The organism is Pseudomonas coronafaciens pv. oryzae str. 1_6, from assembly GCF_000156995.2.
Classification (GTDB): Bacteria; Pseudomonadota; Gammaproteobacteria; order Pseudomonadales; family Pseudomonadaceae; genus Aquipseudomonas; species Aquipseudomonas tremae.
Genome location: NZ_CP046035.1, coordinates 414,023 through 438,853, shown reverse-complemented (window position 1 = coordinate 438,853; position 24,831 = coordinate 414,023). Strand labels below are relative to the sequence as shown.

At 59.9% G+C, this 24,831-nt stretch carries 25 protein-coding genes and 1 riboswitch; of the genes, 20 read left to right on the top strand and 5 right to left on the bottom strand.

Translation table 11 applies throughout. The features are described from left to right. Positions 1 to 5 precede the first annotated feature (5 nt). Both POR16_RS02100 and POR16_RS02095 read left to right on the top strand, forming a co-directional pair. A complete protein-coding gene (locus POR16_RS02100; RefSeq protein WP_005888337.1) occupies positions 6 to 1,010 on the top strand; it encodes an aspartate carbamoyltransferase catalytic subunit in 1,005 nt (334 codons plus the stop codon). Beyond that, complete coding sequence (locus POR16_RS02095) at positions 1,007 to 2,278, top strand: dihydroorotase (RefSeq protein ID WP_005888335.1); 1,272 nt, start codon at positions 1,007 to 1,009, stop codon at positions 2,276 to 2,278. Before POR16_RS02100 ends, POR16_RS02095 begins: the two co-directional genes overlap by 4 nt. A 73-nt stretch (positions 2,279 to 2,351) precedes the next feature. Here the strand turns inward: POR16_RS02095 and POR16_RS02090 are convergent, their stop codons facing one another. After that, positions 2,352 to 2,756, bottom strand: coding sequence for an NINE protein (locus tag POR16_RS02090; protein WP_005888333.1), 405 nt, complete (start codon positions 2,754 to 2,756; stop codon positions 2,352 to 2,354). 250 nt (positions 2,757 to 3,006) lie between these two features. Here POR16_RS02090 and POR16_RS02085 point away from each other — a divergent pair, with 250 nt between their 5' ends. Beyond that, the gene (locus tag POR16_RS02085) at positions 3,007 to 3,678 is read left to right on the top strand and encodes a C40 family peptidase (protein ID WP_050586564.1); all 672 of its coding nucleotides are present in this window, start codon (positions 3,007 to 3,009) and stop codon (positions 3,676 to 3,678) included. A gap of 91 nt (positions 3,679 to 3,769) precedes the next feature. Here POR16_RS02085 and POR16_RS02080 read toward each other — a convergent pair whose 3' ends face one another. Beyond that, a complete protein-coding gene (locus tag POR16_RS02080; protein ID WP_024668616.1) occupies positions 3,770 to 4,804 on the bottom strand; it encodes a type IV pilus twitching motility protein PilT in 1,035 nt (344 codons plus the stop codon). Positions 4,805 to 4,859: 55 nt separating this feature from the next. On the opposite strand from POR16_RS02080, the gene POR16_RS02075 reads away from it, so the two are divergent. From POR16_RS02075 to POR16_RS02040, 8 genes are all read left to right on the top strand, one after another. After that, positions 4,860 to 5,546, top strand: coding sequence for a YggS family pyridoxal phosphate-dependent enzyme (locus POR16_RS02075; protein WP_005888329.1), 687 nt, complete (start codon positions 4,860 to 4,862; stop codon positions 5,544 to 5,546). A gap of 22 nt (positions 5,547 to 5,568) precedes the next feature. After that, positions 5,569 to 6,387 (top strand): pyrroline-5-carboxylate reductase, encoded by an 819-nt coding sequence (gene proC / locus POR16_RS02070; RefSeq protein WP_005888328.1) that lies wholly within the window; start codon positions 5,569 to 5,571, stop codon positions 6,385 to 6,387. Positions 6,388 to 6,412: 25 nt separating this feature from the next. Next, positions 6,413 to 7,003, top strand: coding sequence for a YggT family protein (locus POR16_RS02065; protein WP_005888327.1), 591 nt, complete (start codon positions 6,413 to 6,415; stop codon positions 7,001 to 7,003). Positions 7,004 to 7,207: 204 nt separating this feature from the next. After that, positions 7,208 to 8,347 carry a homoserine O-succinyltransferase MetX gene (gene metX, locus POR16_RS02060; RefSeq protein WP_005888326.1) on the top strand — a complete coding sequence of 380 codons (1,140 nt, stop codon included), beginning with the start codon at positions 7,208 to 7,210 and terminating at the stop codon, positions 8,345 to 8,347. A gap of 7 nt (positions 8,348 to 8,354) precedes the next feature. Further along, the gene (gene metW / locus POR16_RS02055) at positions 8,355 to 8,975 is read left to right on the top strand and encodes a methionine biosynthesis protein MetW (RefSeq protein WP_005888325.1); all 621 of its coding nucleotides are present in this window, start codon (positions 8,355 to 8,357) and stop codon (positions 8,973 to 8,975) included. 33 nt (positions 8,976 to 9,008) lie between these two features. Continuing rightward, positions 9,009 to 9,602 (top strand): RdgB/HAM1 family non-canonical purine NTP pyrophosphatase, encoded by a 594-nt coding sequence (rdgB, locus tag POR16_RS02050; RefSeq protein ID WP_005888324.1) that lies wholly within the window; start codon positions 9,009 to 9,011, stop codon positions 9,600 to 9,602. Beyond that, positions 9,599 to 10,813, top strand: coding sequence for a radical SAM family heme chaperone HemW (gene hemW / locus POR16_RS02045; protein ID WP_005888323.1), 1,215 nt, complete (start codon positions 9,599 to 9,601; stop codon positions 10,811 to 10,813). The genes rdgB and hemW overlap by 4 nt, the downstream gene beginning before the upstream one ends. A 9-nt stretch (positions 10,814 to 10,822) precedes the next feature. Beyond that, entirely contained in the window at positions 10,823 to 11,146 is a 324-nt protein-coding gene (locus POR16_RS02040) for a DUF3392 domain-containing protein (protein WP_005888321.1), read from the top strand. 27 nt (positions 11,147 to 11,173) lie between these two features. On the opposite strand, the gene POR16_RS02035 is transcribed toward POR16_RS02040, so the two are convergent. Both POR16_RS02035 and ilvD read right to left on the bottom strand, forming a co-directional pair. Then, positions 11,174 to 11,518, bottom strand: a complete 345-nt coding sequence (locus tag POR16_RS02035) for a hypothetical protein (protein ID WP_005888318.1) — start codon at positions 11,516 to 11,518, stop codon at positions 11,174 to 11,176. A gap of 188 nt (positions 11,519 to 11,706) precedes the next feature. Continuing rightward, complete coding sequence (ilvD, locus tag POR16_RS02030; protein ID WP_005888316.1) at positions 11,707 to 13,554, bottom strand: dihydroxy-acid dehydratase; 1,848 nt, start codon at positions 13,552 to 13,554, stop codon at positions 11,707 to 11,709. A 334-nt stretch (positions 13,555 to 13,888) separates the two neighbouring features. Here ilvD and alaC point away from each other — a divergent pair, with 334 nt between their 5' ends. The 7 genes from alaC (at position 13,889) to otnI (ending at position 21,195) form a co-directional block, all read left to right on the top strand. Further along, the gene (gene alaC / locus POR16_RS02025) at positions 13,889 to 15,232 is read left to right on the top strand and encodes an alanine transaminase (RefSeq protein WP_005888315.1); all 1,344 of its coding nucleotides are present in this window, start codon (positions 13,889 to 13,891) and stop codon (positions 15,230 to 15,232) included. A gap of 36 nt (positions 15,233 to 15,268) precedes the next feature. Next, positions 15,269 to 15,724 carry a YkgJ family cysteine cluster protein gene (locus POR16_RS02020; RefSeq protein ID WP_005888313.1) on the top strand — a complete coding sequence of 152 codons (456 nt, stop codon included), beginning with the start codon at positions 15,269 to 15,271 and terminating at the stop codon, positions 15,722 to 15,724. A gap of 226 nt (positions 15,725 to 15,950) precedes the next feature. Beyond that, positions 15,951 to 16,856 (top strand): L-threonate dehydrogenase, encoded by a 906-nt coding sequence (gene ltnD, locus POR16_RS02015; RefSeq protein WP_005888311.1) that lies wholly within the window; start codon positions 15,951 to 15,953, stop codon positions 16,854 to 16,856. A 10-nt stretch (positions 16,857 to 16,866) separates the two neighbouring features. Next, the gene (gene otnK, locus POR16_RS02010; protein ID WP_005888310.1) at positions 16,867 to 18,156 is read left to right on the top strand and encodes a 3-oxo-tetronate kinase; all 1,290 of its coding nucleotides are present in this window, start codon (positions 16,867 to 16,869) and stop codon (positions 18,154 to 18,156) included. After that, a complete protein-coding gene (otnC, locus tag POR16_RS02005) occupies positions 18,156 to 18,794 on the top strand; it encodes a 3-oxo-tetronate 4-phosphate decarboxylase (protein WP_005888307.1) in 639 nt (212 codons plus the stop codon). Before otnK ends, otnC begins: the two co-directional genes overlap by 1 nt. Before the next feature lie 135 nt (positions 18,795 to 18,929). Then, positions 18,930 to 20,387: a GntT/GntP/DsdX family permease gene (locus POR16_RS02000; RefSeq protein WP_005888306.1), complete on the top strand. Its 1,458-nt coding sequence runs from the start codon at positions 18,930 to 18,932 to the stop codon at positions 20,385 to 20,387. 22 nt (positions 20,388 to 20,409) lie between these two features. After that, positions 20,410 to 21,195, top strand: coding sequence for a 2-oxo-tetronate isomerase (otnI, locus tag POR16_RS01995; RefSeq protein ID WP_005888305.1), 786 nt, complete (start codon positions 20,410 to 20,412; stop codon positions 21,193 to 21,195). Between the two features lie 146 nt (positions 21,196 to 21,341). On the opposite strand, the gene POR16_RS01990 is transcribed toward otnI, so the two are convergent. Then, complete coding sequence (locus POR16_RS01990) at positions 21,342 to 21,737, bottom strand: acyl-CoA thioesterase (protein ID WP_002551711.1); 396 nt, start codon at positions 21,735 to 21,737, stop codon at positions 21,342 to 21,344. A 220-nt stretch (positions 21,738 to 21,957) separates the two neighbouring features. Further along, positions 21,958 to 22,068, top strand: a riboswitch (S-adenosyl-L-homocysteine riboswitch). Between the two features lie 23 nt (positions 22,069 to 22,091). Between POR16_RS01990 and ahcY the strand changes: the two genes are divergently transcribed. After that, the gene (gene ahcY / locus POR16_RS01985) at positions 22,092 to 23,501 is read left to right on the top strand and encodes an adenosylhomocysteinase (RefSeq protein ID WP_005888304.1); all 1,410 of its coding nucleotides are present in this window, start codon (positions 22,092 to 22,094) and stop codon (positions 23,499 to 23,501) included. Between the two features lie 184 nt (positions 23,502 to 23,685). Then, positions 23,686 to 24,531, top strand: a complete 846-nt coding sequence (gene metF, locus POR16_RS01980; protein ID WP_005888303.1) for a methylenetetrahydrofolate reductase [NAD(P)H] — start codon at positions 23,686 to 23,688, stop codon at positions 24,529 to 24,531. Positions 24,532 to 24,831: the final 300 nt, after the last annotated feature.

Here is a 24,831-nt window from a genome sequence, read left to right as displayed (position 1 = left end):
TTGCGATGACGCCTCTCGACGCCAAGCGCCCGCTGCAGCTCAACCATCAGGGCCAGCTGCGCCATTTTCTGTCTCTGGACGGCTTGCCCCGCGAGCTGCTGACCGAAATCCTCGACACCGCCGACTCTTTTCTCGAAGTCGGCGCCCGCGCGGTGAAAAAGGTCCCGCTGTTACGCGGCAAGACAGTGTGCAACGTGTTCTTTGAAAACTCGACGCGCACCCGAACCACATTCGAGCTGGCGGCACAGCGACTGTCGGCCGACGTGATCACCCTGAACGTCTCGACCTCCTCCACCAGCAAGGGCGAGACGCTGTTCGACACCCTGCGTAACCTTGAAGCGATGGCCGCCGACATGTTCGTCGTGCGCCACGCCGACTCGGGCGCAGCGCATTTCATTGCCGAGCACGTGTGCCCGGACGTGGCGATCATCAACGGCGGCGACGGCCGCCATGCCCACCCTACCCAAGGCATGCTCGACATGCTGACGATTCGTCGTCACAAGGGAGGTTTCGAGAACCTGTCGGTGGCCATCGTCGGCGATATCCTGCATTCGCGGGTGGCGCGTTCCAACATGATTGCGCTCAAGGCGCTGGGCTGCCCGGACATCCGCGTGATCGGGCCGAAGACCCTGCTACCGGTTGGTGTCGAGCAGTATGGTGTGAAGGTCTACACCGACCTCAACGAAGGCCTGAAGGATGTCGACGTGGTGATCATGCTGCGCTTGCAACGCGAGCGCATGACCGGTGGCCTGCTGCCCAGCGAAGGCGAGTTCTATCGCCTGTTCGGTCTGACCACCACTCGCCTGGCGGCTGCGAAGCCGGATGCGATTGTCATGCACCCCGGCCCGATCAACCGCGGTGTGGAAATTGAATCGGCGGTGGCCGACGGAGCGCATTCGGTGATTCTCAATCAGGTGACCTACGGCATCGCCGTGCGCATGGCGGTGCTGTCGATGGCCATGAGCGGACAAAACGCGCAACGACAATTCGAGCAGGAGAACGCCCAGTGAAGCTAAGCATCCTCGGCGCTCGCGTCATCGACCCGGTCAGCGGGCTGGATCAGATTACCGACCTGCACATAGAAGCAGGCAAGCTGTGCGCAATCGGCGCCGCACCGGAAGGCTTCGAGCCCACCCAGACCATCGACGCCACCGGGCTGGTCGCAGCCCCCGGTCTGGTCGATCTCAACGTGGCCCTGCGCGAACCCGGCTACAGCCGCAAAGGCAGCATCGCCAGCGAAACCCGTGCAGCGGTAGCCGGCGGCGTGACCAGCGTGTGCTGCCCGCCGCAGACCAAACCGGTGCTCGACACCTCGGCAGTAGCCGAGTTGATTCTGGACCGCGCCCGCGAAGCCGGTTTCAGCAAAGTGTTCCCCATCGGGGCGCTGAGCAAGGGCCTGGAAGGCGAACAACTGGCAGAACTGATGGCCCTGCGCAGCGCAGGCTGCGTGGCCTTCGGCAATGGTCTGAGCAGCTTCAGCAATACCCGCACGCTGTGCCGGGCGCTGGAATATGCGGCCACGTTTGACCTGACGGTGATTTTCAATTCTCAGGATCGGGATCTGGCCGAAGGTGGTCTGGCGCATGATGGCCCGACTGCCGCCTTTCTGGGGCTGGCCGGCATTCCTGAAACAGCCGAAACAGTGGCGCTGGCTCGCGACCTTTTGCTGGTCGAGCAAAGCGGCGTGCGCGCGCATTTCAGCCAACTGACCAGCGCCCGTGGCGCGGCGCTGATCGCCCAGGCTCAGGCACGTGGGCTGCCTGTGACAGCGGATGTGGCGCTGTATCAGCTGATTTTGACCGATGAAGCGCTGATCGACTTCTCCAGCCTGTATCACGTCCAGCCGCCGCTGCGCACCCGTGCCGACCGCGATGGCCTGCGTGAAGCTGTGAAGTCAGGGGTTATTCAAGCGATATCGAGCCACCACCAGCCGCACGAGCGCGATGCCAAGCTGGCACCGTTTGGCGCGACAGAACCGGGCATCAGCAGTGTCGAACTGCTGTTGCCGCTGGCGATGACGCTGGTTGAAGATGGCCTGCTGGACCTGCCAACCCTGCTGGCCCGCCTGAGCAGCGGCCCGGCACAAGCCTTGCGCCTGCCAGCCGGCAAGCTGAGTGCTGGCGCGCCTGCCGACATCGTGCTGTTCGACCCGGCTGCCTCCACCGTTGCAGGTGAGACCTGGCTGTCAAAAGGCGACAACTGCCCCTTCATCGGCCACTGCCTCCCGGGCTCGGTGCGCTACACACTGGTGGATGGGCGTATCAGCTACAGCCGCTGAGGCAAGCCACCGGCCTCCACGCCCTGACCAGCGGCGGGCGGACCGCACTCTGCGTCCGCCCACCCCCAAGCATTCAACCGCGTCGGGCGTTCTTCATCGAGATCTGGTCATTCAACGTCCAGAAGTCATACAGGATGCCCACCAGGAACAACCCACCGGTCAACAGGTAGATGACGCCCGTTATCCACTTGCCCTGATACATGCGGTGCAGGCCGAACAGGCCGAAGAAGGTCAACAGCACCCATGCCACGCTGTAATCGGCCGAACCGGGCGTAAAGCGCAGGTCGGCCTCGCGGTCCATGGACGGGATCAGGAACAGGTCGATCAGCCAGCCAATGCCGAACAGGCCGAACGTGAAGAACCAGATGGTCCCGGTCACCGGCTTGCCGTAGTAGAAACGATGCGCTCCCAGGAACCCGAAAATCCACATCAGGTAACCCATGACCTTGCTGTGCGTATCAGAACGATAGCCGTTCATTTTTAACCTCTTTGCGCTGATAGAAAAAAATACATAACATTTTTGTGACTTGGTTTCGCTCATCCGACGTATGGCACATGAGCCGGTTTAATGCCGCCAAGCCCTTGTCACTAAAGGGATTAGCGATAAAAAAGAAAGAGTCTGTCGCAGAAAACGCAACGATACCAGTGTGATGCACTCGACAAATGGGGTCAGATTTTTCGAAAAAGCTGTTATAAAGTTGCGCGCTGACCACTACGAGCCCTGCCGAATGCGTCCTTTTTTCAAGACATGGCTAACCATTTGCCTATTTATGCCACTGGCCGCCCACGCCACCAATCGTGAGCAACAACTTCCTGCGAGCTTCACGGGCCATACCGCCAAAAGTCACTCTTCACCGGCACTCGCGACTCGCACTGCACCCAAGGAAGCCACACCAGTATCCGTTCAACCCAAAAACTCTCGCGCTAGCAAGCCGCTGTCGCGCAAGAATGCCCAAAAGGCAGCCCTGCAGGCATCGGTGCCTGCCAAACAGGGCAATGCCGTTGTAAAACGGGCCTTGCAGGCTGTCGGGACGCCTTATCGCTGGGGCGGCAACACGCCCGGCAAAGGCCTCGACTGCAGCGGTCTGGTCAAATATGCCTACACGGATGTCCGTGAAGTCAATTTGCCACGCACCTCCAATGCCATGGCCCAGGGTCATGGTCAGACGGTGGATCGCAAGGACCTGAAACCCGGCGACCTGCTGTTCTTCAACATCAAGAGCAGCAACATCAACCACGTCGCCATCTACCTCGGCGACAACAAGTTCGTTCATGCGCCGCGCCGTGGCAAGGCCGTTACTGTCGATACGCTGAACAAACCGTATTGGAACAGTCACTACAAGGTCGCCAAGCGTGTGCTGCCCAAGCAGCCGGTGCAGATGCGCGTCGTCCAGCGCTGACCTGATCGCAGCGCGACAAAGGGGGCCTTGAATTCATTCAAGACCCCCTTTTCGTTCCGCTCTCATAACATCCGAAGGCTTGCGGAACAGGTCAGAAATTGTCAGGCACCTTGGCCCGCTCGCGTGCGCTCTCGCGGGTGATCAGGCCCTTCTTGACCAAGTCGGCCAGACACATGTCCAGCGTCTGCATACCGACCGACCCGCCGGTCTGGATCGAGGAATACATCTGCGCCACCTTGTCCTCACGAATCAGGTTACGAATCGCCGGGGTGCCCATCATGATTTCGTGCGCCGCCACGCGTCCGCCGCCAACCTTCTTGAGCAACGCCTGCGATACCACGGCGTGCAGCGATTCGGACAGCATCGAACGGATCATCGACTTTTCCTGCGCCGGAAACACATCGACGATCCGGTCAATGGTCTTTGCCGCCGACGTGGTGTGCAGGGTGCCGAATACCAGGTGACCAGTCTCCGCAGCGGTCAGCGCCAGGCGAATGGTCTCGAGGTCACGCATCTCGCCGACCAGAATCACATCCGGGTCCTCACGCAGGGCCGAGCGCAGCGCTTCCGAGAAACCCAGGGTGTCACGATGAACCTCACGCTGGTTGACCAGGCACTTCTTGGACTCGTGGACGAATTCGATCGGGTCTTCAATTGTCAGGATATGGTGATGCTTGTTGCAATTGAGGTAGTCGATCATCGCCGCCAGAGTGGTCGACTTGCCTGAACCGGTCGGCCCGGTGACCAGAATCAGGCCTCGCGCCACATCGGTAATCTTCCGAAACACATTGCCCATCCCCAAGTCTTCCATACTCAGAATTTTTGAAGGAATGGTCCGAAAAACGGCGCCTGCGCCACGATTCTGGTTGAATGCGTTGACCCGAAACCGCGCGACACCCGGCACTTCGAAGGAAAAGTCAGTCTCTAGACGCTCTTCGAAATCCTGACGCTGCTTGTCGTTCATGATGTCGTAGATCAGCGCCTTGACCTCCTTCGCGTCCAGCGGCGGCAGGTTGATGCGGCGCACATCACCATCGACACGAATCATCGGTGGCAGACCTGCAGAGAGGTGCAAGTCCGACGCGCCCTGTTTGGCACTGAAGGCCAGCAGCTCGGTAATATCCATACAGCTCCTCAATCACATAGAATGCCGCAGACCTTAGCCTGACTGGCGCAAATCAATGTCCACGATAGCAGCGAACATTTCAACGCTTGAACAGCGAATTCGCGACGCAGCCCACGCTGCCAACCGCGATCCGGCCTCCGTTGGCCTGCTGGCGGTCAGTAAAACCAAGCCGGCGAGCGACCTGCGAGAAGCTTACACGGAGGGCCTGCTTCATTTTGGCGAAAATTATTTACAGGAAGCACTGGGCAAACAGCTCGAATTGACCGACCTGCCCTTGTGCTGGCACTTCATCGGCCCCATTCAATCGAACAAGACGCGTGCTATTGCCGAGAACTTCGCCTGGGTACATTCCGTGGATCGCCTGAAAATCGCTCAACGCCTGTCCGAGCAGCGCCCCGACGCGTTGGAGCCGCTGAACATCTGCATTCAGGTGAACGTCAGTGGCGAAGCCAGCAAATCGGGTTGCGCGCCTCAGGACCTGCCGGAGCTGGCAGCCGCCATCAACGTGCTGCCGCGGCTGAAGCTGCGCGGCCTGATGGCGATTCCCGAGCCAACGGATGACCCTCATGAGCAGGCAGCGGCGTTTGCCGCCGTGCGCACCTTGCAGGAGCAACTGGGCCTGCCTCTCGACACACTTTCCATGGGCATGAGCAACGACCTGGAGGCCGCCATTGCACAAGGCGCCACCTGGGTACGGATCGGCACTGCCCTTTTTGGCGCTCGCGACTATGGGCAGCCATAACTTTGCACACAAGGACCCTTTCATGAGCAAGATCCGTATTGCCTTTATCGGCGCCGGAAACATGGCCGCCAGCCTGATCGGCGGCCTGCGCGCGCAAGGTGTGGACGCGGCGCTGATCTGCGCCAGTGCGCCGGGCGCCGAAACCCGCGAGCGAATCGCAAAAGATCACGGCATCAAGGTATTCGCAGACAATGCAGACGCGATCAACGGCGCGGATGTCGTGGTGCTGGCAGTCAAGCCACAGATGATGAAAAGCGTCTGCCAGGCCTTGAAGTCCAACCTCGAACCTCACCAGTTGATTGTTTCGGTGGCTGCCGGTATTACCTGCGCCAGCCTGACTCAGTGGCTGGGCGAACAACCGGTTGTGCGTTGCATGCCCAACACCCCGTCGCTGCTGCGTCAGGGTGCCAGCGGGCTATATGCGACCGACAAGGTCACTGCCGAGCAACGCGATCAGGCCGAGCAACTGTTGTCAGCCGTCGGGCTGGCGGTCTGGGTCGAACAGGAAAAACACATGAACGCGGTGACGGCGGTGTCCGGCAGCGGCCCTGCGTACTTCTTCCTGATGATGGAAGCGATGACCGCGGCAGGCGTGAAACTGGGCCTGCCGAAGGATATCGCTGAAAAGCTCACGCTGCAGACGGCGCTGGGCTCGGCCCTGATCGCGACTGGCAGCGATGTGGATGCGGGCGAATTGCGCCGTCGTGTCGCCTCACCGGGCGGGACCACCGAAGCAGCAATCAAGGCATTTCAGGCGGGCGGCTTCGAAGCGCTGGTGGAAACGGCGCTGACCGCCGCAGATCATCGTGCAGCCGAGCTGGCTGAACAACTGGGCAAATAATTTTCGGGTTTTCTGGAGCAGATCGATGATCGGATTGAACACCGCTGCAATTTACGTCCTGCAGACGCTCGGCAGTCTGTACCTGCTGATCGTACTGCTGCGCTTTGTGCTGCAATTGGTGCGGGCCAACTTCTATAACCCGCTGTGCCAGTTCATCGTGCGCGCCACTCAGCCGCTGCTCAAGCCACTGCGACGCATCATTCCGAGCCTGTTCGGCCTGGACATGTCGTCGCTGGTGCTGGCAATCATCGTGCAGATGATCCTGATGGCGCTGACCCTTCTGCTAATGTTTGGCACCACCGGCGATCCGCTGCACCTGCTGCTTTGGTCGATCATTGGCGTGACGGCGCTGTTCCTGAAGATATTCTTCTTCGCCCTGATCATCAGCGTGATCCTGTCGTGGGTGGCACCGGGGAGCAACAACCCTGGCGCAGAGTTGGTCAACCAGATCTGTGAGCCAGCCCTGGCACCGTTCCGCAAGATTGTCCCGAACCTGGGCGGTCTGGACATCTCGCCGATCCTGGCGTTTCTGGTCCTCAAGCTGCTCGACATGCTGGTCATCAACAACCTCGCCGCCATGAGCAACATGCCCGATGTACTGCGGTTGTTGATGTAAGCGAAGTTCCGAATCGTCCGGATATATAGAGGTTTTGTGGGAGCGGACCGGGCGACGCTCCCACAACAGCCCTGCCTCAACTATGGTGCGACGCTCTGCGTCCTGGTCAGATAGCGCAACTGATTTACGCCTCACAACATCCCTTATTGCCGCTGCACCCCGCGGTCTTTAGACTTACGCCTCATTCACGCGAGAGCAGGGTCGATGCCCACGGTTTTCCCTCACGATTCTGTCGGACTGGTCACACCGCAAATGGCGCATTTCAGCGAGCCTTTGCCGCTGGCCTGTGGCCGTTCGTTGCCAGCCTATGACCTGATTTACGAAACCTACGGTCAGCTCAACGCTGCTCGCAGCAACGCCGTGCTGATCTGCCACGCGCTGTCAGGGCATCATCATGCCGCAGGCTTTCACAGCGCCGACGACCGCAAGCCCGGTTGGTGGGACAGTTGCATCGGCCCTGGCAAGCCAATCGACACCGACCGGTTCTTCGTCGTCAGCCTCAACAACCTTGGCGGTTGCAATGGCTCGACCGGCCCAAGCAGCATCGATCCAGACACCGGCAAACCATTCGGTGCCAATTTCCCGGTACTGACCGTGGAAGACTGGGTCAACAGCCAGGCCCGGCTGGCCGATCTGCTGGGTATCGACACATGGGCTGCGGTGATTGGCGGCAGCCTGGGCGGCATGCAGGCGCTGCAATGGACCATCAGCTACCCGGATCGCGTGCGCCATTGCCTGGCAATCGCCTCGGCCCCCAAGTTGTCAGCGCAGAACATCGCCTTCAACGAAGTGGCGCGCCAGGCGATTCTCACCGACCCGGAATTTCACGGCGGCTCGTTCCAGGAGCAGGGCGTCATACCCAAACGCGGGCTAATGCTGGCGCGGATGGTCGGGCATATCACTTACCTGTCCGACGACTCGATGGGCGAGAAATTCGGTCGCGGCCTCAAAAGCGAGAAGCTCAACTACGATTTCCACAGCGTAGAGTTTCAGGTCGAAAGCTACCTGCGCTATCAAGGTGAAGAGTTTTCCGGGCGTTTCGACGCCAATACCTACCTGTTGATGACCAAAGCGCTGGATTACTTCGACCCTGCAGCCAGCTTCGACGACGACCTCGCAAAGACTTTCGCCAACGCCACCGCGAAGTTCTGCGTGATGTCGTTCACCACCGACTGGCGCTTCTCGCCAGCCCGCTCGCGGGAGCTGGTGGATGCGTTGATGGCTGCCCGCAAGGACGTCTGCTACCTGGAAATCGACGCGCCTCAAGGGCATGACGCTTTCCTGATCCCGATTCCGCGCTACCTGCAGGCTTTCGGTAATTACATGAACCGAATTTCGTTGTGAGGACGTCATGAGAGCCGATCTGGAAATCATCCAGGAATGGATCCCCGCAGGCAGCCGCGTGCTCGACCTCGGTTGTGGCAATGGCGAATTGCTGACCTGGCTGCGTGATCACAAACAAGTGACAGGGTACGGGCTGGAAAACGACGCCGAGAACATTGCCGAATGCGTAGCCAAAGGCATCAACGTCATCGAGCAGGACCTCGACAAGGGCCTGGGCAACTTTGCCAGCAACAGCTTCGACGTGGTGGTCATGACCCAGGCCCTGCAGGCCGTGCATTACCCGGACCGAATCCTCGACGAAATGCTCCGCGTCGGTCGGCAGTGCATCATCACATTCCCGAACTTCGGTCATTGGCGCTGCCGCTGGTATCTGGCCAGCAAGGGGCGCATGCCGGTGTCAGAATTTCTGCCGTACACCTGGTACAACACGCCGAACATCCACTTCTGCACCTTCGGCGACTTCGAAGAACTGTGCCGCGAACGCGATGCACAGGTGCTCGACAGGCTGGCGGTCGATCAGCAGCACCGTCATGGCTGGGCCAGCAAACTCTGGCCTAACCTGCTGGGCGAGATCGGCATCTACCGGGTTACCAGCCCAGGGCTGGCGGAGCACAAGATTGCCGTTTAAACGATCGTTTTCAAGCACCACCACAGGCCGACCATGAACCTCACACAACTCGTACTGGCCAGCCACAACGGCGGCAAACTCAAGGAACTCCAGGCCATGCTCGGCGGCAGCGTGACGCTACGTTCGGTGAGCGAGTTCAGCCTCGTGGAACCGGAGGAGACCGGGCTGTCGTTCGTCGAAAACGCGATCCTCAAGGCACGCAACGCATCGCGGCTGTCCGGGCTGCCTGCGCTGGCCGATGACTCGGGGCTGGCAGTAGATTTTCTCGGCGGTGCGCCAGGCATCTATTCCGCGCGCTATGCCGATGGTCAGGGCGACGCGGCCAACAATGCCAAGCTGCTGGAGGCGCTGAAAGACGTGCCGGACGAGCAGCGTGGCGCGCAATTCGTCTGTGTACTGGCGCTGGTGCGGCATGCCGACGATCCGCTGCCGATTCTCTGTGAAGGCTTGTGGCACGGGCGCATTCTGCCCGCCGCCAGCGGTGAGCACGGCTTTGGCTACGACCCGCTGTTCTGGGTGCCGGAGCGCAATTGCTCAAGTGCCGAACTCGGCCCCAGCGAGAAAAACCAGCTCAGCCATCGCGCTCGCGCGATGGTCCTGTTACGCCAACGCCTGGGTTTGCAATGACCCACGATTCGCCTGCACAGCCGCTGTTTCTCGGCGAGAGCGGTTTCTCATCAGAGAGCCCACGCCCTGCACTGCAGCACCTGCCACCGCTGTCGCTGTACATCCATATCCCGTGGTGCGTGCGCAAATGTCCGTACTGCGACTTCAACTCGCACACCGCCAGCCCGGTGCTGCCGGAACAGGAGTACGTCGACGCCTTGCTGGCCGATCTGGACCTGGACCTGCCGCACGTCTACGACCGCGAGCTGCAATCGATCTTCTTCGGTGGCGGTACGCCGAGCCTGTTCAGCGCCGACGCTTTGGGCCGCTTGCTGAAGGGCGTCGAGCAACGCATCCGCTTTGCCAGCGACATCGAGATCACCCTGGAAGCCAATCCCGGCACCTTCGAACAGGCCAAGTTCAGCGCCTATCGCGGCCTGGGGATCAATCGGCTGTCGATCGGCATCCAGAGCTTTCAGGAATCCAAACTCAAGGCGCTGGGCCGCATACACAATGGCGACGAAGCGATTCGTGCCGCTGACATGGCGCGTCAGGCCGGTTTCGACAACTTCAACCTGGACCTGATGCACGGCCTGCCGGACCAGTCCCAGGATGAAGCGCTGGCCGATCTGCGCCAGGCTATTGCGCTGGCACCGACTCACCTGTCCTGGTATCAGCTGACCCTGGAACCCAACACGGTGTTCTGGAATCAGCCACCGGTTTTGCCGGAAGACGACATTCTTTGGGATATTCAGGAAACCGGACAGCAGTTACTGGCCACTCATGGGTACGCGCAGTACGAAGTGTCGGCCTATGCGCAACCCGGAAAACCGGCGCGGCATAACCTCAACTACTGGGCGTTCGGTGATTTCATCGGTATCGGCGCAGGCGCGCACGGCAAGCTGAGCCATCCGGACGGGCGCATTATCCGCACATGGAAGACCCGGCTGCCCAAGGATTACCTGAACCCGGACAAGCCGTTTCAGGCAGGCTCGAAGCTTTTGCCGCTGGACGAATTACCGTTTGAATTCCTGATGAATGCACTGCGACTGACAAATGGTGTAGACGCTGCGTTATTTCGCGAAAGAACGGGTCTAAGCCTCGATTCGCTTGCCGAGGCACGCAGGCAGGCCGAACAAAAGGGTCTGCTGCATGAAGATCCGTCACGCCTGATCGCCACGCCTCAAGGCCAGCTGTTCCTCAATGACTTGCTGCAATACTTTCTGATCTAAGGACCCTGCATGGATTTCGTACTCGACTTGCTCGCCACCGTTTCGCGCTGGAGTCGCAGCAATCTTTCAGAAATCGCGCTGGCATTGGTGGGCTGCCTGCTGGTGCTGTTTGGCGCAGACATCAAAGGCTGGATAGAACAACGCATCAGCAGCATGACCGGCGCCCTGCGCATTCCGCTCATTGCCCTGCTCTGCGCAGTCGGCAGCGGTGCGGCGCTGATCTACGCCACTCCTTGGGTGGTGCGCGGCCTCAGTCAATTCAACAACTACAGCCTGGCGCCGGTGCTGTTGGTGGTGCTGGTGTTGATCGGGGTGATTGCGGACCGCAAGTGAGCCTTTCAACTGGAGCCCCACGTCGCGTTATTGAACGATGAGGCAACTGGCAAACGTGCATGCGCCTGTTTTCCCGGTGAGTGTCACAAACTTTATGCTCGGCGTGCCACTGACAGGGGTGATACTCAGCGGGTAAGTGGCGACGCGACTAATGACGTAGGTGCCCTTGCTCGCCACCTCCTGCTTCACGCCCTTCTGTATGACATAAATCGCGAACGTACTGTTATTGCGGACCTGTACCGCTGTCTCCACTTCCTGAGCGATATCAGTGGGCGGAGCTATTTCATTTTGGGTGGCGTCTGTTGAGTCAACTGCGTATGCACCAAGGCAAACGCTCATGAACAATGTCGGTGCCAGGAACCATGCTCTCATCACGTTCTCCATAACATTTGATAGCGGTTCGCCGCAGAGGATTTCGCGGCTGTTGGGCCACTGTATAGTGCTGAAACGCTCTCGACACCTGTCAGAAATACCACTGTGTCTAAAGTGCTGCGCACAATCTTTGGACAAAAAAACACCCCGACTGGCGGGGCGTTTTCATACCAACTCAAACGTTCGCGCTATGGCACCAGCTTGTCTAGCAACGCCTTGTCACGCACGGCGCCCTTGTCGGCGCTGGTTGCCAGCAAGGCGTAGGCCTTGAGTGCAGTGGTCACCTTGCGTGGACGCGACTCGACAGGTTTCCAGCCTTTCTTGTCCTGTTCGGCGCGACGATCAGCCATCTCGGTGTCATCGATCATCAGGTTGATCGAGCGATTCGGGATGTCGATCAGCACTTTGTCGCCATCGCGCACCAGACCGATTGCCCCGCCCGCTGCGGCTTCCGGCGAGGCGTGACCGATGGACAGACCGGACGTACCGCCCGAGAAGCGGCCGTCGGTGAGAAGCGCACAATCCTTGCCCAGGCCTTTGGACTTCAGGTACGAGGTCGGATAGAGCATTTCCTGCATGCCCGGACCGCCTTTCGGGCCTTCGTAACGAATGATGACGATGTCGCCAGCCTTCACTTCGTCAGCCAGAATCCCGCGTACAGCGCTGTCCTGGCTTTCGAAGATCTTCGCGTTGCCTTTAAAGACGTGGATCGACTCGTCGACACCGGCGGTTTTAACCACGCAGCCATCCAGCGCGATGTTGCCGTACAGCACGGCCAGGCCGCCCTCTTGCGAGTAGGCGTGCTCGACGCTGCGGATGCAGCCGTTTTTACGGTCGTCATCCAGGCTTTCCCAACGGGTCGACTGGCTGAACGCGGTCTGGGTCGGGATGCCTGCCGGGCCGGCCTTGAAGAAGGTATGCACGGCTTCGTCGTCAGTCTGGGTGATATCCCATTTGGCGATGCCTTCGGCCAGGGTTTTGCTGTGTACGGTGGGCAGGTCGGTGTGCAGCAGGCCGCCACGGGCCAGCTCACCGAGGATGCTGAAGATCCCGCCGGCGCGGTGCACGTCTTCCATGTGGTACTTCTGGATGTTCGGTGCCACCTTGCACAGCTGCGGCACCTTGCGCGACAGACGATCGATGTGACGCAGGTCGAAGTCGATCTCGGCTTCCTGAGCGGCTGCCAGCAAGTGCAGGATGGTATTGGTCGAACCGCCCATGGCGATGTCCAGCGTCATAGCGTTTTCGAACGCCTTGAAGTTGGCGATGTTGCGCGGCAACACCGAATCGTCGTTTTCCTTGTAGTACTGGCGGCACAGGTCAACGATGGTCCGGCCAGCCTGCAGGAACAACTGCTCGCGGTCGCTGTGGGTAGCCAGTGCAGAGCCGTTGCCCGGCAGGGCCAGACCCAGCGCTTCGGTCAGGCAGTTCATCGAGTTAGCGGTGAACATACCCGAGCAGGAGCCGCATGTCGGACAGGCGCTGCGCTCGTATTCGGCGACTTTCTCGTCGCTGGCAGTCGAGTCGGCAGCGATGACCATTGCATCGACAAGGTCCAGACCGTGGCTGGCCAGTTTGGTCTTGCCCGCTTCCATCGGCCCGCCGGAAACGAAGACCACCGGGATGTTGAGGCGCAACGCCGCCATCAGCATGCCGGGGGTGATCTTGTCGCAGTTGGAAATACACACGATGGCGTCGGCGCAGTGCGCGTTGACCATGTACTCGACCGAGTCGGCAATGATCTCGCGGCTTGGCAGCGAATACAGCATGCCGTCATGGCCCATCGCAATACCGTCATCGACCGCAATGGTGTTGAATTCCTTGGCTACGCCACCGGCGCGTTCGACTTCCCGCGCGACCAGTTGGCCCATGTCCTTGAGGTGGACGTGGCCCGGCACGAACTGGGTGAAGGAGTTGGCGATGGCGATGATCGGTTTCTTGAAATCTTCGTCTTTCATGCCCGTAGCGCGCCAAAGGGCACGGGCGCCGGCCATGTTGCGGCCGTGGGTGGACGTTTTCGAGCGGTAATCAGGCATTGGAGCACTCCGGCAAAAATAAGGCTGATCAGGAAGGGAGTGAGCTTCTATTGACGTCGCGGGCGTGCGGCAGTGACCACAGGCAGCGAAGAAACCGAACACCACGGGATCACCGTGTACTCGGCCTGAGCTCATAAACCCGCCGGGGATGAATGGCGATGAATAGCGCGATTCTACACCGCCGACTCCGTTTGGTGGGTGAACAATGTTTGTACAGCTCGCGCTGTAATCTCTGTGGACAAAACGCTATCAGCCCATCTATCTTGGTCGGCAGGCCGCCTCATGCGGCCGCGTCGCTCGGACGGTTCCGGGCGCTTACGTTTGCGAGATACTCATGGCCGAACAAGGTTCGCCGCGCCGCTTTGCGCGCATAGATCGACTCCCCCCTTACGTGTTCAATATCACCGCCGAGCTGAAAATGGCTGCCCGTCGTCGCGGTGAGGATATTATCGACTTGAGCATGGGCAACCCCGACGGGGCCACGCCGCCACATATTGTCGAAAAACTGGTTACCGTCGCCCAGCGCGAAGACACCCACGGCTACTCCACATCACGCGGTATCCCCCGCCTGCGTCGCGCCATTTCCAACTGGTACAAGAAGCGTTACGAGGTCGATATCGACCCTGAAAGCGAAGCCATCGTCACCATTGGTTCCAAGGAAGGCCTGGCGCACCTGATGCTCGCCACGCTGGATCAGGGCGACACGGTGCTGGTGCCCAACCCGAGCTATCCTATCCACATCTATGGTGCCGTGATTGCCGGCGCCCAGGTGCGGTCGGTGCCGCTGGTACCGGGCGTGGATTTCTTCGCCGAGCTGGAAAAGGCCATTCGCGGCTCGATTCCCAAGCCGAAGATGATGATTCTGGGCTTCCCGTCGAACCCGACCGCGCAATGCGTGGAGCTGGATTTCTTCGAGCGCGTGGTGGCGCTGGCCAAGCAGTACGACGTACTGGTGGTGCATGACCTGGCGTATGCCGACATCGTCTATGACGGCTGGAAAGCACCGTCGATCATGCAGGTGCCTGGAGCCAAGGACATCGCCGTCGAGTTCTTCACCTTGTCCAAGAGCTACAACATGGCAGGCTGGCGAATCGGTTTCATGGTCGGCAACCCGGAGCTGGTCAACGCATTGGGGCGCATCAAGAGCTACCACGACTACGGCACCTTCACGCCATTGCAGGTCGCGGCCATTGCGGCGCTGGAAGGCGATCAACAGTGCGTTCTCGACATAGCCGAACAGTATCGCCAGCGCCGCAACGTGCTGGTCAAAGGCTTGCATGAAATGGGCTGGATGGTCGAGAACCCCAAAGCCTCCATGTACGTCTGGGCCAAGATCCCGGAGGTTTACGCGCATCTGGGCTCGCTGGAGTTCGCCAAGAAACTGCTGGCAGAAGCTAAAGTCTGCGTCTCGCCGGGCATCGGTTTTGGTGAGTACGGCGACGATCACGTGCGTTTTGCGCTGATCGAGAATCAGGACCGAATCCGTCAGGCTGTGCGCGGGATCCGCAGCATGTTCAGGCCGACGACAAGCTCAGGTCCTGAGTTTTCCCTGCGCACCCTGCCTGCTGACCGACTGCGGTCGGCAGGCAGCAACCTCATCGTCAATTACGCTCCTCAGCCTGACCGACAGTCGCTTCGACAATTTTTACTTACTGCAAATGGCCGCGGACCGGTATGATCGCGCGCCCTGATACACCCGGAATTCTGAAATAAAATGAAACCCACCTTGATCGCCGCCGCAGAACTCGATCGCATCGACACTTGGGCCAAGTACTCCAGCCACATGTGCGGAGGCTGCATCTCCAGCTGCTGCACGCTGCCGGTAGAAGTGAAGATCAAGGACCTGATCCGCATCGGCATCGTCGATGAGTTCGAGCGCGGCGACCCGGCCAAGAACATCGCCAAGCGCCTGCAGAAAGAAGGCATCGTCGAGCGTTACAACCAGAAGTCGGAAATCTTCACGTTGCAGCGCATGAGCAACAACGACTGCCTGTACCTGGACCGCAAAAGCCGCCTGTGTACCATCTACGAAAAGCGCCCGGACACCTGCCGCAACCATCCGAAGATCGGCCCGCGCCCCGGCTATTGCGCCTACAAGCCCAAAGAGGTCGTGCGTCAGGAAAGCGGCTCACTGAAGAACGCCACCAGCGCGCCAGTGCCGAAATTCTGAGCCTTCGTGGATGACGCAAGGCGTCAGCAATGCAGCGATTTCAATCAAGCCCCGGTCAGGGGCTTTTTTGTGGGCGATTGGAAAACTCCGAGAATGTTAAATTTTGTTAGAAATAAAAATACTTCACATTATTTACTCATTGATTCACTATCTGATTCACAGATCAGAACAATAACGCTCGAATGCCGGCTTCACAGGCATCGGCACTGACTTTGAGGATTACTGCATGAACACTAAAAACGTTGGCGTCATCGGCCTGGGCGCGATGGGCTTGGGTATCGCCCGCTCGTTGCTGCGCAGCGGTTTCAATGTGCATGCCTGCGATGTGCGCACCAGCGTGACCGAAGCGTTCGCCCAGGAAGGCGGTGTTGCCTGCCAATCCCCAGCAAGCATGGCCGCTGCCTGCGACGTGATCATTACCGTCGTGGTCAATGCCGAGCAGACCGAAACCGTCTTGTTTGGCGAAAACGGTGCCATTGCGGCCCTGCGTCCGGGCAGCCTGGTGATCGGCTGCGCAACCGTCGCACCGACCTTCGCCGTCGAACTCGGCGAACGTCTTGCCGCACAGAATCTGCTGTACCTCGACGCCCCGATCTCCGGCGGCGCAGCCAAGGCCGCTGCTGGCCAGATGACGATGATGACCTCCGGCCCGAACCAGTCCTATGCCAAGGCCGAAGCCATCCTCAACGGCATGGCCGGCAAGGTCTACCGCCTGGGCGACGTCCACGGCCTGGGCTCGAAGGTCAAAATCATCAACCAGTTGCTGGCCGGCGTGCACATTGCTGCCAGTGCCGAAGCGATGGCGCTCGGCCTGCGTGAAGGCGTCGATGCGGACGCGCTGTACGAAGTGATCACCAACAGTGCCGGTAACTCGTGGATGTTCGAAAACCGCGTGCCGCACATCCTCAACGCCGATTACACACCGCTGTCGGCTGTGGATATCTTCGTCAAGGACCTGGGCCTGGTGCTGGATACCGCACGCAGCAGCAAATTCCCGCTGCCGCTGTCGGCCACTGCGCACCAGATGTTCATGCAGGCTTCCAGCGCTGGCTACGGTCGTGAAGATGACTCGGCAGTGATCAAGATTTTCCCGGGCATCGAATTGCCCAAAGCCAAGCCTGAAAAAGCCTGAGGAGCGAATGATGAGCCTGAACACCGCTCGCCCGCTGCTGGGCTGCATTGCCGACGATTTCACCGGCGCGACCGATCTGGCCAACATGCTGGTCCGTGGCGGCATGCGCACCGTGCAAAGCATCGGTATCCCCAGCGCCGAAATGGCTGCGGGGCTGGACGCCGACGCGATTGTCATCGCCCTGAAATCCCGTACCACGCCAAGCGCTGAAGCGGTTGCAGAGTCCCTCGCTGCGCTGGAATGGCTGCGCGAGCGCGGCTGCGAGCAGATTTTCTTCAAGTACTGCTCGACCTTCGACTCGACCGCAGCAGGCAACATCGGCCAGGTCAGCGAAGCACTGTTGGAACAACTGGGCAGTGATTTCACCCTCGCCTGCCCAGCCTTTCCGGAAAACGGCCGCACGATTTTCCGTGGTCACCTGTTCGTGCAGGACCAGTTACTCAGCGAATCGGGCATGCAGAACCATCCGCTGACACCCATGACCGATGCCAATCTGGTGCGCGTGCTGCAAGCGCAGACCACCCACAAAGTCGGCCTGTTGCGCTACGACACGGTTGCCAAAGGCGTAGAAAGCGTACGCGGCAAAATTGCCGAGCTGCGCGCTGAAGGTGTGCGCATGGCCATCGCCGATGCCCTGTCGGACGCCGACCTGTACACCCTGGGCGAAGCCTGCGCCGACTTGCCGCTCTTGACCGGCGGTTCGGGGCTGGCATTGGGCCTGCCGGGCAACTTCCGCAAGGCCGGCAAGTTGCGTGATATCGACGCGGCCAAACAGATCGCCATCAGCGGCGGTGAAGTGGTGCTGGCAGGCAGTGCATCGGTTGCGACCAATGGCCAGGTCGCGGCCTGGCTGGAAGCCAATCGCCCTGCCCTGCGCATCAACCCGCTTGATCTGGCCGCTGGCAAACCAGTAGTCGAGCAGGCGCTGGCGTTTGCAAGAGACGCCGCTCAGACAGTGCTGATCTACGCCACCAGCACCCCGGACGAAGTCAAAGCCGTGCAGAAAGAACTGGGCGTCGAACGCTCCGGCGCGATGGTCGAAGCCGCACTCGGCGAAATCGCCAAAGGCCTTTTCGACGCTGGCGTACGCCGTTTCGTGGTGGCCGGTGGCGAGACGTCCGGGGCCGTGGTTCAGGCATTGGGCGTGCAACTGTTGCAGATCGGCGCACAGATCGATCCAGGTGTCCCGGCCACCGTCAGCAGTGGCAGTGAGCCGCTGGCACTGGCGCTGAAGTCCGGCAACTTCGGTGCTCGCGACTTCTTCGCCAAAGCCCTCAAGCATTTGGCGGGGGAAGCCTGATGATTGATGAAAACGCCCTGCGTCAGGAAATCTGCGACGTCGGCCGCCTGTTGTATGGCCGTGGCTACACGGTTGGCAGCGCCGGCAACATCAGCGCGCGCCTTGATGACGGCTGGCTGATCACGCCGACCGACGCCTGCCTGGGCCGCATGGACCCGGCAGATATTGCCAAGGTCAATCTGGCTGGCGAATGGGTGTCGGGCAGCAAGCCGTCCAAGACCCTTGCGTTACATCGCGAAGTCTACGACCGCAACCCTGAAGTCGGCGGCGTGGTGCATACCCATTCGACGCATCTGGTGGCGCTGACCCTGGCCGGCGTGTGGCGTGAAGACGACATTCTGCCGCCGCTGACGCCCTATCAGGTCATGAAAGTCGGCCACATCCCCTTGATCCCTTACGAACGTCCGGGCTCGCCAAAAGTCGCCGAACGTGTTGCGCATCTGGCCAACAGCGTGCGCGGCGTGATGCTTGAACGGCTCGGCCCGGTGGTCTGGGAAAGCTCGGTGGCCAAGGCCTGCTACGCCCTCGAAGAGCTGGAAGAAACAGCTCGTCTATGGCTGATGACCGATCCAAAACCTGACCCGCTTGACCCTACGGCGCTTGAAGAATTGCGTCAGGTGTTCGGCGCGAAGTGGTAACGGGCACACATTGATCGTGAGGCGCACGACGCCTCCCGGCCAAAAAACAATAACAACAGGAATCGAGAGCATGACTCACCACAAACCCGCTGTTTCGCATTCAATCTTCACCAACATTGGTCGGAGTACACGGGCATGACGCCGCTCATGTTGATGGTCGTGGCCGGTGCGGGCATCGCACTGCTGCTGTTTCTGGTGCTCAAGTACAAATTCCAGCCCTTTGTCGCCCTGATGCTGGTCAGCATCATCGTGGCCTTGGTCGCCGGTGTTAAACCCGCCGATCTGGTGGCCACCATTGAAGGCGGCATGGGCAAGACCCTCGGCCATATCGCGATCATCATTGCCTTGGGCGCAATGATCGGGCGCATCATCGAGCTGTCGGGCGGCGCCGAAGCGTTGGCCAGAACCCTGATCAACCGCTTCGGCAACAAGCGTACGCCGCTGGCCCTGACGATCGCGGGCTTCATGGTCGGCATCCCGGTGTTCTTCGAGGTCGGCGTGATCATCCTCATGCCGCTGGCTTATGGTGTGGCCCGCGCGGCGCGCAAGCCGTTGCTGATTTTCGCGCTGCCGATGTGTGCTGCCTTGCTGGCGGTACACGCGTTCCTGCCGCCACACCCCGGCGCGGTTGCCGCTGCCAGTCAGTTGGGTGCGGACCTGGGTCGCGTGCTGATGCTGGGTATTCCGATCGTGGCGGTACTGTGCATGGTCGGCTACTTCGTCGCGGGCCGCATGACCCGCAAGACCTACCCGATGACCGATGACATCCGCGCCGAAGTCTACGGCCCGCACGTCACCAACGAAGACCTGGAAGCCTGGGCGCGCAACGATTATTCCGGCGTGCGTGAAGCCACCGAAACCAAAACCCTGGGCGCAGAAGAAAGCGCCAGCAGCCTGGCAAGCAAGCTGCCGCCAGCGCCCGCACCGGGTTTCGGGCTGATCATCGCCCTGATTCTGCTGCCGATCGTGCTGATTTTGATGGGCACTCTGGCAACCACGCTGCTGCCCGCAACCTCCACGCTGCGTGCAGTGCTGACGGTTCTCGGCGCGCCGCTGGTGGCGCTGCTGATCGACACCCTGCTGTGCGCCTGGCTGCTGGGCTCGCGTCGTGGCTGGAGCCGCACGCAGGTGTCCGACGTAATCGGCTCGGCGTTGCCCGGTGTGGCGATGGTCATCCTGATCGCCGGTGCCGGTGGCGTGTTCGGCAAGGTGCTGGTGGATACCGGTATTGGTGCGGTGGTTTCCGAGGCGCTGCGCAACACTGGTCTGCCAGTGCTGGCGCTGGGCTTTCTGTTGACGCTGTTACTGCGCGCTGTTCAGGGTTCGACCACTGTTGCGCTGGTGACCACCGCCGGTATTCTCAGCCCGCTGATTGCCACACTTGACCTGAGTGCCAATCACCTTGCCCTGCTGTGCCTGGCAATGGGCGGTGGCGGTTTGGCCATGTCGCACATCAACGACGCCGGTTACTGGATGTTCACCAAACTGGCGGGCCTCAACGTCGCCGACGGCTTGCGCACCTGGACTGTGCTGGTCACGCTGCTCGGCACACTGGGTTTCGTGATCACTCTGCTGCTTTGGCCATTCGTCTGACCTTTTGAAGACTGGAGTCAACATGCCTCGTTTTGCCGCCAACCTCAGCATGCTCTATCCACAGCATGATTTTCTTGAGCGCTTTCCCGCCGCCGCTGCCGACGGTTTCGGGGCGGTCGAGTATTTGTTTCCTTACGCCTACACGCCGCAGGAGCTCAAACAACGCCTGAGCGACAACGGCCTGGTGCAGGCACTGTTCAACGCCCCACCGGGCGACTGGGATGCGTGCGAACGAGGCATCGCGACATTGCCAGGCCGCGAAGCGGAATTTCGCAGTGGCATCGAACGTGCGCTGGAATATGCGCAGGTGTTGGGTAATGACCGCGTGCATGTGATGGCCGGTCTGCTGCCCAGCGAGGACTTGCGCGAGCGCCATCAGGCGGTTTATCTGGAAAACCTGGCGTTTGCGGCCGAGCAGGCGAAGTCTGTTGGTGTCACGATCCTGATCGAGCCGATCAACACGCGTGACATGCCGGGCTTCTTCCTCAACCGCCAGGATCAGGCGCAGGAAATCCGCAGGCTGGTGGGTGCAGACAACCTGAAGGTGCAGTTCGACTGCTACCACTGCCAGGTCGTCGAAGGCGACTTGACCAGCAAGCTGCGCCGGGACTTTGCAGGCATCGGCCACATTCAGATTGCAGGCGTACCGGATCGCAACGAGCCGAACCTCGGCGAATTGAATTACGAGCACCTGTTCAACGTCATCGACGATCTGGGCTACACCGGCTGGATCGGCTGCGAATACCGCCCGAAAGGCGATACCAGCGAAGGCCTGGCGTGGTTGCGAGAGTTCCAGGCCAAGGGCTGAGCCAAGCTGTGTGGACGACGCGGAGCGTCGTGAAGGGCATTCGCAAGCGGAGCGTGAGGTACGATCACTTTGTAACTATCATGCTCACGCTCTGCGTGGGCATGCCGTTGCGAACGCTCTGCGTCCAATCTTCAGCAACCTGAACGTCAGTCCTCTACGTCGAACTGATCCTTTATATAGCGGATCTCGGTCCGCCCATGTGGCGCTGGCTGGCCGTCTTCGTCGAGGTTGACGAAGACGATCTTCTCGACCGTCAAGATGCTCTTGCGGGTGATCTTGTTGCGCACCTGGCATTTGAGGGTGATCGAGGTGCGGCCAAACTCGGTGGCGGTGATGCCCAGCTCGATGATGTCGCCCTGACGCGAAGCGCTGACAAAGTTGATCTCGGAAATATACTTGGTCACCACCCGCTGGTTGCCCAACTGGACAATCGCATAGATCGCAGCCTCTTCATCGATCCAGCGCAGCAGGCTACCGCCGAACAGGGTGCCGTTGGGGTTGAGGTCTTCGGGCTTTACCCACTTGCGGGTGTGGAAATTCATGTTCATTCCTGAGCGTATGGCCGGTAGAGGGTTGCATGATGGCAGAGCAGAAGGCTTCCGCCCATGCTGGTCTCATAGAGACTGTGCATCGACCCTATTACCGCTAGATGGCAAAAGCATGGCCTTTAACCCGACAGAAAGCCTTGGGAAGAATCGCCAGCACAGCTATACTGCCAAACGTTTCACAACGGTCATCAACGCTTGATACCGTTCCCGCCACCTGTCCGAGGGGCGCTGCAGCAGGTTTTCCCTGTCAGGCTCGGATGGGGCGTTGTTTGCAAGGTTGATCATCAGCCGGCAAGCCTTAAACGCACAACGGCGCCCATTCGCATTTTTATGGAATGGAGACTCTCAATGAGTGCTGTAATCACGCCCGCAGATTTTAACGACTATAAGGTTGCCGATATTTCTCTGGCCGCCTGGGGCCGCCGCGAAACCATCATTGCCGAATCCGAAATGCCTGCCCTGATGGGTCTGCGCAGCAAGTACGCCGCTGAACAGCCGCTCAAGGGCGCGAAAATTCTCGGCTGCATCCACATGACCATTCAGACCGCTGTACTGATCGAAACCCTGGTTGCCCTGGGTGCCGAAGTACGCTGGTCGTCTTGCAACATTTTCTCGACTCAGGACCAGGCCGCTGCTGCCATCGCCGCTGCGGGCATCCCTGTTTTCGCCTGGAAAGGCGAGACTGAAGAAGAGTACGAGTGGTGCATCGAGCAGACCATCCTCAAGGATGGCCAGCCATGGGACGCCAACATGATCCTCGACGACGGCGGCGACCTGACCGAGATCATCCACAAGAAATACCCGGCGATGCTGGACAAGATCCACGGCGTGACCGAAGAAACCACCACCGGCGTTCACCGTCTGCTGGACATGCTGGCCAAGGGCGAGCTGAAAATCCCGGCCATCAACGTCAACGACTCGGTGACCAAGAGCAAGAACGACAACAAGTACGGCTGCCGTCACAGCCTGAACGACGCCATCAAGCGTGGCACCGACCACTTGCTGTCCGGCAAGCAGGCGCTGGTGATCGGCTACGGTGACGTGGGCAAGGGCTCGGCCCAGTCCCTGCGTCAGGAAGGCATGATCGTCAAAGTGACCGAAGTCGACCCGATCTGCGCCATGCAGGCTTGCATGGATGGTTTCGAGCTTGTCTCCCCGTTCATCGACGGCGAAAACGACGGCACCGAAGCCAGCATCGACAAGGCTCTGCTGGGCAAGATCGACCTGATCGTGACCACCACCGGTAACGTCAACGTCTGCGACGCCAACATGCTTAAAGCGCTGAAAAAACGCGCTGTAGTGTGCAACATCGGTCACTTCGACAACGAAATCGACACTGCTTTCATGCGCAAGAACTGGGCATGGGAAGAAGTGAAGCCGCAGGTTCACAAGATCCATCGTACTGGCGCCGGCTCGTTCGACGCGCAGAACGATGACTACCTGATCCTGCTGGCCGAAGGCCGTCTGGTTAACCTGGGCAACGCCACAGGTCACCCAAGCCGCATCATGGACGGCTCGTTCGCCAACCAGGTTCTGGCACAGATCTTCCTGTTCGAGCAGAAGTACGCTGACTTGGCTCCGGCCAAGAAAGCAGAGCGTCTGACTGTTGAAGTACTGCCGAAGAAACTCGACGAAGAAGTGGCCCTGGAAATGGTCCGCGGTTTCGGCGGTGTGGTGACCAAGCTGACCAAGACCCAGGCCGATTACATCGGCGTGACCGTCGAAGGTCCGTTCAAGCCAGATGCTTACCGCTACTGATTGAGCAGGTCCGGTACGCTTCTGCTGCCAAAAGAAGCGGATCGGGCCGTCTGCTCGCGTGCAAGTGGGCAGAGGTTGCAATCAGCCTTCACCGGACGTAGTTGATACTCCGGTGATGCTCGGTATCTGAAGGTCCTTCCGACCTTTTCGCGAACAAGTTCGCTCCTACGATGAGATCGGCTCCATGTCTCAAGATCGCCGCTTCAGTTTCGAGTTTTTTCCTACCAAGACCGACGCTGGACATGAAAAGCTGCTGACCGTTGCTCGTCAGCTGGCCACGTACAACCCCGATTTTTTCTCCTGCACCTACGGTGCCGGTGGTTCTACCCGCGACCGCACGCTCAATACCGTGTTGCAGCTGGAGAACGAAGTAAAAGTGCCTGCCGCGCCGCATCTGTCGTGTGTTGGCGACGGCAAGGACGACTTGCGCAACCTGCTGGCCCAGTACAGGGAAGCAGGTATCAAGCGCATCGTAGCCCTGCGTGGCGACCTGCCTTCCGGCATGGGCATGGCCAGCGGCGAGCTGCGTCATGCCAACGACCTGGTGACCTTCATTCGTGAAGAAACCGGCAGCCACTTCCACATCGAAGTTGCCGCCTATCCGGAAATGCACCCTCAGGCGCGCAATTTCGAAGACGATCTCAAGCACTTCGTCAACAAGGCCAACGCGGGTGCCGACAGCGCAATCACCCAGTACTTCTTCAACGCCGACAGCTATTTCAATTTTGTCGAGCGCGTCGAAAAGATGGGAGTGAGCATCCCGATCGTGCCCGGCATCATGCCGATCACCAATTACAGCAAGCTGGCACGCTTTTCCGATGCCTGCGGCGCAGAGATCCCGCGCTGGATCCGCAAGCAACTGGAAGCGTACGGCGATGACGTGCAGAGCATTCAGGCATTTGGCGAAGAAGTCATTACGCAGATGTGTGAACGCCTGCTGCAAGGTGGCGCCCCAGGCCTGCACTTCTACACGCTGAACCAGGCAGAACCGAGTCTGGCGGTGTGGAACAACCTGCAATTGCCACGCTGACAGTCCTGCAAAGCCGTGATCTGACGGGCAATTCCCTGAAGATCGCGGCCTGATACACCGTTGGGCAGCAGGAAAGCAGCGTATTGCGCTCGCTCTGTTATACTCCAGCCTTCCCGCCAGGCTTACGCCCGGACGCGCGGTCTTGCAATCGTCACTCGTTCACGCCATCAGCGCATTTTTTTCATCAAGCGCAGACGTCACGAGATGCACTGAAGACCCTGCAGGACCGGACGGGATCGCGTTGTCTTTACACGCCATTCGCGCCAGGCAAGACATCCCTTGAGCTTAAGCTCCAACAGA